This window comes from Comamonas sp. Z1, assembly GCF_008121555.1.
GTDB lineage: Bacteria > Pseudomonadota > Gammaproteobacteria > Burkholderiales > Burkholderiaceae_C > Comamonas > Comamonas thiooxydans.
This window is the reverse complement of sequence record NZ_VOQT01000007.1, coordinates 21701-34803: the sequence shown is the minus strand read 5'-3', so window position 1 is coordinate 34803 and position 13103 is coordinate 21701. Positions and strand designations below refer to the sequence as shown.

Genomic DNA, 13103 nt, shown 5'->3' with positions numbered 1-13103 from the left:
TGCATTGAAAAAGAGCGCCCAGGGCGCTCTTTTGTCTTCTGGAAGTGCTTTACAGCTCTTCGACCCTGCGTGCCGGGTAGCTGTCCCAGCTCTGGCAGCCGGGGCAATGCCAGAAATGGGTGCGGGCTTCAAAGCCGCAGGCCGCACAGCGGTAGCGGGTCAGGGGCTTGGTGGCGTGGTTCAGCGCCTTCTGCACGGTGGCATGGTACTGCTCTTCGGTCAGGGTCTCGCCTTCCAGCCATTGGGCAGCAGCCACCAGGGAAGATTCATGCTCCAGGTGTTGCACCAGGCGCTGGCGGCCGGGGGCTCCTGCATCTCCGCTTTTCTGATCGACTGCGACCAGTGCCTGCAGCAGATCCAGCGAGGGTGCCTGCTCATAGTGCTTGAGCAGCAGATCGCGAGCCTCGGCGAGCGCGCCCGTTGCCTCGGCCACTTCCACAAGCAGGCTGGCCGCCAGGGGCAGGGCTGCGGGGCTGTTCTGTGCCAGGGCCTGAAGACTTGACAAAGCCTGTGCGGACCGGCCCTGTCGATGCTGGAGCTGGGCCAGCTCCAGTCGGGGGCGCGGAGCTTGCGGCGCAGTCTCCAGGGCCTGTTGCAGCTGCGCAAACGCCTTGTCGAGCTGGCCATGGGCGACCTGGGATTGCGCGTCTTCGCAAAGATAGTGGGCCAGCCGGGTGCTGAAGTCCCCTTGGCCGGCGGCCTGCATCTTGCGCACGATGGCCGCTGCCTGGGCCCAGTCGCGCGAGCGCTCGTATATGGCCAGCAGCGCCAGGCGTGCTTCGCCTTCGTACTGCGTGCCTTCGAGGCGGTTCAGAGCCTCCTCGGCGCGGTCCAGCAGGCCGGCCTTGAGAAAGTCCTGTGCCAGCGCATGCTGGGCACGGTCTCGGTCGGGGCGGGTGAGGTCGGCGCGGCTGAGCAGATGCTCGTGGACGCGCACTGCTCGGTTGTATTCGCCGCGGCGGCGAAACAGATTGCCCAGTGCAAAGTGCAGTTCGGTGGTGTCGGGGTCGTTCTGCACGGCCTCGATAAAGGCATCGATGGCCTTGTCCTGCTGCTCGTTGAGTAGAAAGTTCAGGCCTTTGAAGTACGCCTTGGGAGCCTGGCGGTTGTCGGCACGCACCTGGCGCAAATCCCAGCGGGAGGCCAGCCAGCCCAGCACAAAGGCTGCAGGCAGGCCCAGCAAAATCCAAGTCAGATTAAATTCCATGCACGTCGCCCGGCGCAATGATCGAAGAAGAGTTCTGTTCCTTCACCGCAGGTGCTGCACTGGTGGCGCTGGCTGCGGCGTTCGGTGCCTGTTGAGTGGCCTGTGCCTCGCGCGCTGCGCTGCGATGCTTGAGCCAGCGTGGCACCATGCCCAGCACTCCGACAAAAAGGCCCAGTGCGAAAGCAGCCAGAACCACCAGAACCAGAGGTGCCGTCCATGCCGTGCCAAAGAAAAAATGCACGGTGGCGTCTTGCTGGTTGTTGAGTGCGAATGCGAACAGAGTGAAAAAAATGGCTGCCTTGAGCAGCCACAGCAGGTATTTCATGCTTCCCTTTATGCGCCTTGTGTGACGGGAAGATTTTAGGCCAGCCTATGCTCGGACTGGCAAACGGACGGCGTGGTCAGCCCTGATGTGGCTGACGGTGCCCATGGACTTCAGGCGATCTGCGGCTGCTGGGCAGCGGAGTCTTCGGCCTTGAGATTGTCCACGGCTTCGCGCAGGGCCTTGCCTGGCTTGAAATGAGGCACGCGCTTGGAAGGAACCTGAACGGACTCGCCGGAGCGGGGGTTGCGGCCTATGCGGGGCTGGCGGTGATTGATGGCAAAGCTGCCAAAGCCGCGAATTTCAATACGGTGACCGCGCACCAGGGCATCGCTGACGGCATCCAGAATGGTTTTGACGGCCTGCTCGGCATCACGTTGGTTGAGTTGGCCAAATTGGGCGGCAAGTTCTTCGACGAGATCGGATCGGGTCATCGGGTGACGGAGGCTCTAGGTTGAAAACAACAACGGGCGCACAGGGCGCCCGTTGTCTTTGACGCTTGGCGGTCAGTCAGACGAGCTGGCTGACCGGCTGATGCAAGATTTACTTGTCAGCGTCCAGCTTGGCGCGCAGCAGAGCGCCCAGGCTGGTGGTACCAGCGTTTTCCTTGGAGGACTGAGCCGACAGGGAAGCCATGGCGACTTGCTGTTCAGCGTGATCCTTTTGCTTGATGGACAGCTGGATGTTGCGGCTCTTGCGATCCACGTTCACCACCACGGCCGTCACTTCGTCGCCTTCCTTCAGGACGGAACGAGCATCTTCCACGCGGTCTTGCGAGATTTCGGAAGCGCGCAGGTAGCCGATAATGTCTTCACCCAGGTCGATTTCAGCGCCCTTGGCGTCCACGGTCTTGACCTTGCCGGTCACAACCTGGCCCTTGTCGTTCACGGTCACGAAGGTCGTGAAGGGATCGCTGTCCAGCTGTTTGATGCCCAGGGAGATGCGCTCGCGCTCAACGTCCACGGCCAGCACGATGGCTTCGACTTCTTGACCCTTCTTGTAGTTGCGAACAGCGGCTTCGCCGGCTTCGTTCCAAGACAGGTCAGACAGGTGCACCAGGCCGTCGATACCGGCAGCCAGACCCACGAACACGCCGAAGTCGGTGATGGACTTGATGGGGCCCTTCACGCGGTCGCCGCGCTTGGTGTTCTGGGCGAATTCTTGCCAGGGGTTAGCCTTGCACTGCTTCATGCCCAGGGAAATGCGACGCTTGTCTTCGTCGATTTCCAGAACCATGACTTCCACCTCGTCGCCCAGGGACACGAGCTTGGTGGGAGCGATGTTCTTGTTGGTCCAGTCCATTTCGGAAACGTGCACCAGGCCTTCGATGCCGGGTTCCAGTTCCACGAATGCGCCGTAGTCAGCAATGTTGGTGACCTTGCCGAACAGACGGGTGGCGGAGGGGTAGCGGCGAGCCACGCCCATCCAGGGATCGTCGCCCATTTGCTTCAGACCCAGGGACACGCGGTTCTTTTCGGTGTCGAACTTCAGGATCTTGGCAGTGATTTCCTGGCCGGCAGTCACCACTTCGGAGGGGTGACGCACACGGCGCCATGCCATGTCGGTGATGTGCAGCAGGCCGTCGATACCGCCCAGGTCCACGAACGCACCGTATTCGGTGATGTTCTTGACCACGCCCTGAACGATAGCGCCTTCCTTCAGGGTTTCCATCAGCTTGGCGCGCTCTTCGCCCATGGAGGCTTCCACCACAGCGCGGCGCGACAGCACCACGTTGTTGCGCTTGCGATCCAGCTTGATGACCTTGAATTCCAGGGTCTTGTTTTCGTAGGGAGTCAGGTCCTTGATGGGACGTGTGTCGATCAGCGAACCGGGCAGGAAAGCGCGGATGCCGTTGACCAAAACGGTCAGGCCGCCCTTGACCTTGCCGGAAGTGGTGCCGGTCACGAATTCGCCGGATTCCAGAGCCTTTTCCAGCGACAGCCAGGAAGCCAGACGCTTGGCGGTGTCACGGGACAGGATGGTGTCGCCGTAGCCGTTTTCGATGGAGCCGATGGCCACGGACACGAAGTCACCCACTTGGACTTCGACTTCGCCCTGGTCGTTCTTGAACTCGTCGAGGGGCACGTAGGCTTCCGACTTCAGGCCGGCGTTCACCACCACGAAGTTGTGCTCAACGCGCACGACTTCAGCGGTGATAACTTCGCCAGGACGCATTTCGGTGCGTGTCAACGACTCTTCAAAAAGGGCGGCAAAAGATTCAGACATGTAGTTCCTTGCCCGCAACCAGGTTTCCGTCGGCACCATTGCCAAGCGTTTTTAAGACTGATTGCGGAGGTTGTGGGTTTGAGGCCCACGGGGGTTAAAGGTTAACAACCTTGCTGCCGGTCCGCGGTCTGCGAGAACCTGACATCAAGGGCCAACAAGCCAGATGCAGGGCTGGCCTTGAAACTTCAAGCTTGAAATTTCAAGGACGACCGAACGGCTGGCGTTCCTGCCACCACGACAGCACCTGGGCAACCACTTCTTCAATGGTCATCTCGGAGCTGTCGAGCTGCAAAGAATCCTCGGCGGGCTTGAGCGGAGCGGTGCTGCGATTCATATCGCGGGCGTCGCGCGCCTCAAGGTCTGCCAAAAGGGTGGACATATTAGCTGAAATTCCTTTGGAAATCAACTGTTTATATCGGCGCTCGGCGCGGCACTGCGCAGACGCCCACAAATAGACCTTCAGCGGGGCGTGAGGGAAGATGACCGTACCCATGTCGCGGCCATCGGCAACCAGTCCAGGCAGGGCTTGGAAGGACAGCTGCAGATCCACCAGCGCGGTGCGCACGGCAGGCAGGGCCGATACGCGCGAGGCATTCATGCCGGCTTCTTCGCTGCGAATGGCCAGGCTGATGTCCTCGTCGCCGAGCCAGACACGCTGCTGTGCATCGAAGCGCACGGGCATGTCCAGCGCCATCTCGGCAATGGTTTCCTCGTTCGACTCGTCAAGCGTCATGCCGGCACGCGATGCGGCCAGGCCGGTGATGCGGTACAGCGCGCCGGAGTCCAGCAACTGGTAGCCCAGTGCCCTGGCGACTTCTGCAGCAATCGTGCCCTTGCCGGAGGCTGTGGGCCCGTCGATGCAGATCACGGGAATATGCTCGCGCTCGGCTTCGCTGACGGAGAACAGCGCCTCGAAATAGTCGGGAAAGGTCTTGGCCACGCATTTGGGGTCTTCTATGCGCACCGGCAGCTTGGCCGGGTTGAAGGCCGCCAGGGAGAAGCACATGGCGACGCGGTGGTCGTCATAGGTGTGGATGCTGGCCGCTTTCCAGGTGGTCTTGCCGGCGGGCGGCGTGATGCGGATGTAGTCAGCCCCTTCTTCCACCGAGGCGCCGAGCTTGCGCAACTCGATCGCCATGGCGGCAATGCGGTCGGTTTCCTTGACGCGCCAGCTGGCGATATTGCGCAGCGTGGTCACGCCGTCGGCATACAGCGCCATGGTGCCCAGCGTCATGGCCGCGTCGGGAATATGGTTGCAATCGAGGTCGATGGCCTTCAGAGGCCAGCTGCCACAGCTGACCTGCAGCCAGTTGGGGCCGCTTTCGATTTGTGCGCCCATGGCCTGGGCGGCCTCGATGAAGCGGATATCGCCCTGGATCGAATCCTGGCCCACACCCAGAATGCGGATGCTCTTGGGCTGCGGCACGTTGTCGGCATCGGCGTCATCGGTGGTGCCGGTGGCAATCGCGCCAAGCGCGATGAAATAGCTGGCCGACGAGGCATCGGCCTCCACATGGATGGCGCCCGGCGACTGATAGCGGCTGCCTGAGGGGATCACGAAACGCTGCCAGCGGTCGTTCTTCACGGCAATGCCGAAGCGCGCCAGCAGCTCCAGCGTGATGTGGATATAGGGCCTTGAGATCAGCTCGCCCACCACCTCGATGGTGATGTCGCGCTGTGCCCCGGGGACATTGGCCAGCAGGGGCAAGGCCATCAGCAGCGAGGTCAGGAACTGGCTGGAGACATCGCCGCGCACCTTGATGGATTCGCTGCCCAACTGGCTGAAGTCGGGCTGGCCGATCTTCAGGGGCGGAAAGCCTTCATCCTTCAGATAGTCGATCTTGCAGCCCAGCTGGCGCAGCGCATCGACCAGGTCGCCGATGGGGCGTTCGTACATGCGGGGAACGCCCGTCATCTCGAAGTCGCCGCCCAGCACCGACAGCGCCGCAGTCAGCGGGCGCATGGCTGTGCCGGCATTGCCCAGGAACAGCGTGGCCGCAGTGCCGGCCGGCAACTGACCCCCGATGCCGGTGACGTCAATCGCCTGGCCGGGTGTGACGGCATCCGGGCTGATGCTGCAGCCCAGCTGCTTGAGTCCGGCCAGCATGACGCGGGTGTCGTCCGAATCCAGCAGGTCGTGAATGGTGGTGGTGCCCTGGCTCAGCGCCGCCAGCAGCAGCACGCGATTGGAAATGCTTTTGGAGCCGGGCAGGCTGACGCTGCCGTTGGCGGAGTCCAGTGCGGGCAGGTCCAGAAATTCAGTGGTGAACATAAAACTCTCGTAACCCCCTGTGCAGCCTGGCTGCTTCGACACCAGGGCTGCGCGGCTGCCTCTGCCCGGTGTCTCTGGCGGTTGGGTGAATAGATCGACGCCGCTAGTTTAAGAGCCTCGCTTGCCGCCCATGGTCCATTCGGCGCGTGCGGCACTGGCCAGGGTCAGGCGGTCCTGCAGTCCCTGGCCGTCGTTGGCTTGCATCAGCCCTTCGAGCTGCTCCAACGCCTGGCGAAACTGACGTGACTGGGCCAGCACCTGATCGCGGTTGGCCAGCAGCACATCGCGCCAGAGCTTGGGGTCGCCCGCGCCTATGCGCGTGAAATCGCGAAAGCCGGGTCCGGCCAGCGCCAGCATATCGTCGGCACCGGGCTGGTTCAGCACGCTTTGCATCATGGCAAATGCCAGCAGATGGGGCAGGTGGCTGACGGTGGCGAGTGCGCTGTCATGGGCTTCGGGCGACATGGCCGTGACCTTGCATCCCAGGGCCTGCCACAGCGCCTGGGCCTTGGCCAGATGCGCTGTCAGCGTGCGCTCCGTAGGGGTCAGCACGACCTGGGCGCCCTGGTAGAGCTTGACATCGGCGTGCTCCACGCCGGCCACTTCCTTGCCGGTGATGGGGTGGGCGGGCACAAAGCTGCCGATCTGGTCGCGCAGCGCCGAACGTGCGGCCTGCACCACATCGACCTTGGTGGAGCCCACGTCCATGATCATCATCTGGGGCGTGACCAGATGCTTGATGGACTTGAGCGTGGCCTCGGTGGCCGCCACGGGCACGGCCAGCAGCACCAGATCGGCGCCGGCCGCCGCCAGCAGGGCGGAGGGCGCTTCCACGTCGATCACGCCCATCTGGCGCGCACGTTCGGTGGTCGAGGGCGATTTGCTGTAGCCCACCACGCGCTTGACCAGGCCTGCTTTCTTGAGTGCCAGCGCGAAGGAGCCGCCCATCAATCCGCAGCCGATCAAGCCGAGCTGCTCGAACGGCTGCAATTCCTGAGCTGCCATCACTTGCTCACCGGGTAGGTGCCCAGCACCTTGTAGAACGCGCACAGGCCCTGCAGCTCCTGCAGGGCGGCGGCCACATTGGCCTGGGCTGGGTGACCTTCGATGTCGATGTAGAAGTAATACTCCCATTGGCCGGTGCGGGCGGGACGCGACTCGAAGCGCGTCATCGAGACGCCATGCTTCTTGAGCGGCACCAGCAGGTCATGCACGGCGCCTGCGGTGTTGGGCACCGAGACCACCAGGCTGGTGCAGTCGCTGCCGCTGGGCGCGGCCGTGGCCAGCGTGTGCGGCAGGCAGATGACGGCAAAACGCGTGCGGTTGTAGGCATCGTCCTGGATCGCGTGGCTGACGATGTGCAGGCCGAACTGCTGGGCGGCGCGCTCACCGGCAATGCCGGCCCAGTTGGGATGCAGGGCCGCCAGGCGTGCGCCTTCGGCATTGCTCTCCACGGGGCGGCGTTCGGCATGCGGCAGGTGCTTGGACAGCCAGCCCTGACACTGAGCCAGAGCCTGGGGGTGGGCGGCCACGACCTCGATGCCGTCCAGCGTGTTGCTGGTGCGCATCAGATTGTGGCGGATCAGCATGCTGACTTCGCCCACCACATGGCAGGGCGTGTGCAGGAACATGTCCAGCGAGCGCGTGACCACGCCCTCGTTGGAGTTCTCCACGCCCACCACGCCGTACTGGGCGCTGCCGGCGGCCGTGGCGTGAAAGACTTCCTCGAAGCTGTTGCAGTACATCAGGTCGGCCGCGCCGCCGAAGTACTGGATCGCCGCTTCCTCGCAGAAGGTACCGGCCGGGCCGAGCACGGCCACGCGCTGGGGGGATTCCAGCGCCAGGCAGGCCGACATGATCTCGCGCCAGATGGCGGCCACATGCGCGCCCTTGAGCGGGCCGGGGTTGTTGGACTTGATCTTCTCGATCACCTGGGCCACGCGGTCCGGGCGGAAGAAGGCCGAGCCTTCCTTCTTCTTGAGCTCGCCCACCTGCTCGGCCACATGGGCGCGCTGATTGACCAGCTCCAGCAACTGGCGGTCCAGGGAATCGATCTGGTTGCGCAGCGACAACAGCTCGGGGCTGGCTTGGGGTTCTTGGCTCATGAATCTCTCAAATGTCGTAGCTGCTGGCGCTTTTTGCACAAGGAATTCAAACCAATACCTTGGTGAAGTACTTGCAGATCAAGCGGTGGCAGCTCATCTTTTTACAAGGCTAAGGGTGGGGCTCAGGCCTGACGTTGCTCGAAGTCACGCATGTAGTCGACCAGCGCCTGCACGCCTGCTATGGGCATGGCGTTGTAGATACTGGCACGCATGCCGCCCACGGACTTGTGGCCCTTGAGCTGCAGCAGGCCGGCTTGCTTGGCGCCGGCCAGGAAGGCGTCGTTGCGCGACTCATCGTGAAGGAAGAACGGAATGTTCATGCGCGAGCGGCAGTTCGCGGCCACCTTGTTCACGTAGAACGAGGACTGGTCCACATAGTCATAGAACAGCTTGGCCTTGGCGATGTTGCGCGCTTCCATGGCGGCCACGCCGCTGAGGCCGCCTTCGGTCTGGCGCTTGAGCCACTGGAAGGTCAGGCCGGCCATGTAGATGCCCCAGGTGGGAGGCGTGTTGTACATGCTGCCGTTGTCGGCCACGATACGGTAGTCAAAGGCGCTGGGGCAGACGGGCAGGGCATGGCCCAGCAGGTCTTCGCGCACGATGACGATGGTCAGGCCGGCGGGGCCGATGTTCTTCTGCGCGCCGCCAAAGGCCAGGCCCACGCGGCTCCAGTCGATGGAGCGCGAGGCCACATGCGAGGAGAAGTCGATGACCAGCGGAGCATCCGAGCCCAGAGCCTGGAGGTCGGGCAGCTCGTGGAACTCCACGCCGTGAATGGTCTCGTTGCTGCAGATATGCACATAGCTGGCGCCGCGGCTCAGATTCCAGCTGCTGGCGGCGGGAATGGTGGTGTAGTCGCTGTCCTTGGCGCTGGCGGCCACATTGGCATCGCTGGCGTACTTGGCGGCCTCCTTGGCCGACTTCTGGCTCCAGCTGCCGGTCACCACAAAGTCCACCACGCCGGCGCGCGACAGATTCATGGGCACGATGGCGTTTTCGGCAATGCCGCCGCCCTGCATGAAGAGGATCTTGAAATGCGCGGGCACGGCCAGCAGCTCGCGCAGATCGGCTTCGGCGGCTTCGTAAATGCTGATGAATTCCTTGCCGCGGTGGCTCATTTCCATCACCCCCATGCCGGAGCCGTGCCAGTCCAGCATTTCGGCGGCTGCGGTTTGCAGCACTTCTTCAGGGATGGCGGCGGGGCCTGCGGAGAAGTTAAAAGGGCGGTTCATCAGATTTACGCTCAAAACATGTGAAAGCGCTTGTCTGGCTTGCGCTTTCAGCTATCAAAACATTGGGCCACGGGCATGGGGCCATGCCCGTGGCGTCCGGTCCGTATCGGGGCAGCCGGGGCTGGCCGATCAGGAGGCGTCGCCGGACTCGGGCGCGCCTTCGGCGCCGGCGCTGCCGGAGTCATCGGCTTCGCCGTCCTCGCCGGCATTGTCGTTCGCATCATTTTCGACGATGCGCTGCAGGCCGATGAGCTTGGCACCTTCGTCCAGGTTGATCAGCGTCACGCCCTGCGTGGCACGGCCCAGCTCGCGGATCTCCGCAACCCGGGTGCGCACCAGCACGCCGGTGTCGGTAATCAGCATGATCTCGTCCTCGGGCGCCACCAGGGTCGCAGCCACGACCTTGCCGTTGCGCTCGGACTGCTGGATTGCAATCATGCCCTTGGTGCCGCGGCCGTGGCGCGTGTATTCGCTGATGGCCGTGCGCTTGCCGTAGCCGTTTTCGGTGGCGGTCAGCACGCTTTGCGAACCCGCCACCACGTTGCCCGTGCCGTCGTCGGCCTCGGCGACCAGCATGGCGATCACGTTCTGATGTTCTTCGATGTTCATGCCGCGCACGCCGCGCGCATTGCGGCCCATGGGACGCACATCGTTCTCGTCAAAGCGCACCGCCTTGCCGCCGTCGCTGAACAGCATCACATCATGCTTGCCGTCGGTCAGCGCAGCGCCGATCAGATAGTCGCCCTCGTCCAGGCCCACGGCAATGATGCCGGCCTTGCGCGGGTTGCTGAACTCGGTCAGCGCCGTCTTCTTGACGGTGCCCATGCTGGTGGCCATGAAGACGAAGTGATCTTCGGGGAAGCTGCGGTTTTCGCCGGTCAGCGGCAGCACCACGTTGATCTTCTCACCTTCCTGCAGCGGGAACATGTTGACGATGGGGCGACCGCGCGAGCCGCGCGAACCCGAGGGCACTTCCCAGACCTTGAGCCAGTACATGCGGCCGCGGTTGGAGAAGCACAGCAGATAGTCGTGCGTGTTGGCGATGAAGAGCTGGTCGATCCAGTCGTCTTCCTTGGTGGCCGTGGCTTGCTTGCCGCGGCCGCCGCGCTTTTGCGAGCGGTACTCGGACAGGGGCTGGCTCTTGATGTAGCCGGTGTGCGAGAGCGTCACCACCATGTCGGTGGGCGTGATCAGGTCTTCGGTGGACAGGTCCTGCGCGCTGTACTCCACGGTGGAGCGGCGCTCGCCCTTCTTGGACTGACCGAACTCGGCCTTCACGGCGTTGAGTTCTTCACCAATGATGATGGAGACGCGCTCGGGCTTGGCCAGGATGTCCAGCAGGTCTTCGATGACCGACATGACGTCCTTGTACTCGGCCACGATCTTGTCTTGCTCAAGGCCCGTCAGGCGTTGCAGGCGCATCTGCAGAATTTCCTGGGCCTGGGTCTCGGACAGGCGGTACAGGCCGTTTTGCTGCATACCGAATTCGACTTCCAGGCCCTCGGGGCGATAGTCGTCGGCATTGACCACGCCGCCGTCGGTGCGCGTGCGGGTGAGCATCTCGCGCACCAGCTTGCTGTCCCAGGATTTTTCCATCAGCGCGGCCTTGGCCACGGGAGGTGTGGGAGCGTTGCGGATGATGGCGATGAAGTCGTCGATATTGGCCAGTGCGACGGCCAGACCTTCCAGCACATGGCCGCGGTCGCGCGCCTTGCGCAGCTCGAACACGGTGCGGCGGGTCACCACTTCGCGGCGGTGCTCCAGGAAGACCTGGATCAGATCCTTCAGGTTGCAGAGCTTGGGCTGGCCGTTGACCAGGGCCACCATGTTCATGCCGAAGGTGTCTTGCAGCTGGGTCAGCTTGTAGAGGTTGTTGAGCACCACCTCGGGCACTTCGCCGCGCTTCAATTCGATCACCAGGCGCATGCCGGACTTGTCCGACTCGTCCTGGATATGGCTGATGCCCTCGATCTTCTTTTCGTGCACCAGCTCGGCCATGCGCTCCTGCAGCGTCTTCTTGTTGACCTGGTAGGGCAGCTCGTCAACGATGATGGACTGGCGCTGGCCCTTGTCGATGTCCTCGAAGTGGCACTTGGCACGCATCACCACGCGGCCACGACCGGTGCGATAGCCTTCCTTGACGCCGTTGATGCCGTAGATGATGCCGGCCGTAGGGAAGTCGGGCGCGGGAATGATCTCCATCAGCTCGTCGATGGAAGCTTCGGGGTTCTGCAGCAAATGCAGGCAGCCGTCCACCACCTCATTGAGGTTGTGCGGCGGGATATTCGTGGCCATACCCACGGCGATACCCGAGGAGCCGTTGACCAGCAGGTTAGGCAGGCGGCTTGGCAGCACCAGCGGCTCGCTCTCGGAGCCGTCGTAGTTGGGTCCGAAGTCCACAGTCTCCTTGTCGATGTCGCCCAGCATTTCATGAGCGATCTTGGAGAGGCGGATTTCCGTGTAACGCATGGCGGCGGCGCTGTCACCGTCCACCGAGCCGAAGTTGCCCTGACCATCGACCAGCATGTGGCGCAGCGAGAAGTCCTGCGCCATACGCACGATAGTGTCGTAGACCGCGCTGTCGCCGTGAGGGTGGTACTTACCGATCACGTCACCGACGATACGCGCCGACTTCTTATAAGGGCGGTTCCAGTCGTTATTGAGTTCGTGCATGGCGTACAGAACGCGGCGGTGCACGGGCTTGAGGCCATCACGCGCATCAGGAAGCGCCCGGCCCACGATCACGCTCATGGCGTAATCGAGATAACTGCGACGCATCTCCTCTTCAAGGCTGATGGGCAGAGTTTCTTTAGCAAACTGGGTCATGTCTAGTGATACTTTGACGGCTGGAAAACAGCCATTTTAGGTCGAATGGCGTGTGGCAGCAGAGCAACATAACTGAGGAATTACATAGCTGTCCTACTTGTTGGTGCCTAGTTGACAACACTCTTGCATGTTACGTATGGCACAATCATTTCAACGTTTTTGGTGATGGTCACTGATGACGTCCACAGATTCGCAGCCCTGCTGCGGCTTTTTCCCCAAGAGGAGAACCATGAAGAAACTGAACAAAGTGGCGATGTTGTTTGCCTCTGCTGCCCTCGTGACAGCCGCTGGCGCACAAGTGAAGGCTGCTGACGGTGGCAAGACTATCGACAACTGGCAAAACGGCACCAGCGAACTGGTGTGGAAGAACGGCACGAACGAACTGTGCTGGCGCGATGCCAACTGGACTCCTGCTACTGCCGCTGTTGATTGCGACGGTGCTCTGAAGGCCCAGGTTGCTGCTCCCGCTCCCGCCGTTGTGCCTCCCGCTCCTGTGGCTCCCCAGCCTGCAGTGGCATCTAAGGTTACCTACTCTGCTGACGCTTTCTTCGACTTCGACAAGTCCGTGCTGAAGCCCGCAGGCAAGGCTAAGCTGGATGACCTGACCGGCAAGATCAAGGACATCAACCTGGAAGTCATCATCGCCGTGGGTCACACTGACTCCATCGGTTCCGATGCTTACAACCAGAAGCTGTCGGTGCGTCGCGCTGAAGCTGTGAAGGCTTATCTGGTGTCCAAGGGCATCGAAAAGAGCCGCGTGTACACCGAAGGCAAGGGCAAGAAGCAACCCGTGGCAGACAACAAGACTGCTGCTGGTCGCGCTCAAAACCGTCGCGTGGAAATCGAAGTTGTGGGCACCAAGGCTGCTCAGTAATCTTTCGATTGCTACACAAAAAGCCCCGGCAACGGGGCT

10 protein-coding genes are annotated in these 13103 nt (G+C 62.4%); 1 reads left to right on the top strand and 9 read right to left on the bottom strand.

The window, feature by feature from the left end; translation table 11 throughout:
- Positions 1-49 precede the first annotated feature (49 nt).
- From lapB to gyrA, 9 genes are all read right to left on the bottom strand, one after another.
- Positions 50-1207 carry a lipopolysaccharide assembly protein LapB gene (lapB, locus tag FSY45_RS14135; RefSeq protein ID WP_012837596.1) on the bottom strand — a complete coding sequence of 386 codons (1158 nt, stop codon included), beginning with the start codon at positions 1205-1207 and terminating at the stop codon, positions 50-52.
- On the bottom strand, positions 1197-1532 hold the full coding sequence (locus FSY45_RS14130; protein ID WP_003067671.1) for a lipopolysaccharide assembly LapA domain-containing protein: 336 nt from the start codon (positions 1530-1532) through the stop codon (positions 1197-1199). The genes lapB and FSY45_RS14130 overlap by 11 nt, the downstream gene beginning before the upstream one ends.
- A 110-nt stretch (positions 1533-1642) precedes the next feature.
- Positions 1643-1963 carry an integration host factor subunit beta gene (locus FSY45_RS14125; RefSeq protein ID WP_003067668.1) on the bottom strand — a complete coding sequence of 107 codons (321 nt, stop codon included), beginning with the start codon at positions 1961-1963 and terminating at the stop codon, positions 1643-1645.
- 109 nt (positions 1964-2072) lie between these two features.
- Entirely contained in the window at positions 2073-3755 is a 1683-nt protein-coding gene (gene rpsA, locus FSY45_RS14120) for a 30S ribosomal protein S1 (protein WP_003057144.1), read from the bottom strand.
- A gap of 199 nt (positions 3756-3954) precedes the next feature.
- On the bottom strand, positions 3955-6027 hold the full coding sequence (locus FSY45_RS14115; protein ID WP_046462755.1) for a bifunctional 3-phosphoshikimate 1-carboxyvinyltransferase/cytidylate kinase: 2073 nt from the start codon (positions 6025-6027) through the stop codon (positions 3955-3957).
- Positions 6028-6135: 108 nt separating this feature from the next.
- Positions 6136-7032, bottom strand: coding sequence for a prephenate dehydrogenase/arogenate dehydrogenase family protein (locus tag FSY45_RS14110; RefSeq protein WP_003067664.1), 897 nt, complete (start codon positions 7030-7032; stop codon positions 6136-6138).
- Entirely contained in the window at positions 7032-8132 is a 1101-nt protein-coding gene (pheA, locus tag FSY45_RS14105) for a prephenate dehydratase (RefSeq protein WP_003067663.1), read from the bottom strand. The genes FSY45_RS14110 and pheA overlap by 1 nt, the downstream gene beginning before the upstream one ends.
- Before the next feature lie 122 nt (positions 8133-8254).
- A complete protein-coding gene (serC, locus tag FSY45_RS14100) occupies positions 8255-9364 on the bottom strand; it encodes a 3-phosphoserine/phosphohydroxythreonine transaminase (RefSeq protein ID WP_046462754.1) in 1110 nt (369 codons plus the stop codon).
- Between the two features lie 129 nt (positions 9365-9493).
- A complete protein-coding gene (gene gyrA, locus FSY45_RS14095; protein ID WP_046462753.1) occupies positions 9494-12190 on the bottom strand; it encodes a DNA gyrase subunit A in 2697 nt (898 codons plus the stop codon).
- Between the two features lie 229 nt (positions 12191-12419).
- Here gyrA and ompA point away from each other — a divergent pair, with 229 nt between their 5' ends.
- The gene (ompA, locus tag FSY45_RS14090; RefSeq protein ID WP_003077020.1) at positions 12420-13064 is read left to right on the top strand and encodes an outer membrane protein OmpA; all 645 of its coding nucleotides are present in this window, start codon (positions 12420-12422) and stop codon (positions 13062-13064) included.
- Positions 13065-13103: the final 39 nt, after the last annotated feature.

What these genes read in the sequence shown, in the direction of transcription:
- lapB (WP_012837596.1), bottom strand. Translation starts at nt 1,207, where the DNA reads ATGGAATTTAATCTGACTTGGATTTTGCTGGGCCTGCCTGCAGCCTTT.
- FSY45_RS14130 (WP_003067671.1), bottom strand. Translation starts at nt 1,532, where the DNA reads ATGAAATACCTGCTGTGGCTGCTCAAGGCAGCCATTTTTTTCACTCTG.
- FSY45_RS14125 (WP_003067668.1), bottom strand. Translation starts at nt 1,963, where the DNA reads ATGACCCGATCCGATCTCGTCGAAGAACTTGCCGCCCAATTTGGCCAA.
- rpsA (WP_003057144.1), bottom strand. Translation starts at nt 3,755, where the DNA reads ATGTCTGAATCTTTTGCCGCCCTTTTTGAAGAGTCGTTGACACGCACC.
- FSY45_RS14115 (WP_046462755.1), bottom strand. Translation starts at nt 6,027, where the DNA reads ATGTTCACCACTGAATTTCTGGACCTGCCCGCACTGGACTCCGCCAAC.
- FSY45_RS14110 (WP_003067664.1), bottom strand. Translation starts at nt 7,032, where the DNA reads ATGGCAGCTCAGGAATTGCAGCCGTTCGAGCAGCTCGGCTTGATCGGC.
- pheA (WP_003067663.1), bottom strand. Translation starts at nt 8,132, where the DNA reads ATGAGCCAAGAACCCCAAGCCAGCCCCGAGCTGTTGTCGCTGCGCAAC.
- serC (WP_046462754.1), bottom strand. Translation starts at nt 9,364, where the DNA reads ATGAACCGCCCTTTTAACTTCTCCGCAGGCCCCGCCGCCATCCCTGAA.
- gyrA (WP_046462753.1), bottom strand. Translation starts at nt 12,190, where the DNA reads ATGACCCAGTTTGCTAAAGAAACTCTGCCCATCAGCCTTGAAGAGGAG.
- ompA (WP_003077020.1), top strand. Translation starts at nt 12,420, where the DNA reads ATGAAGAAACTGAACAAAGTGGCGATGTTGTTTGCCTCTGCTGCCCTC.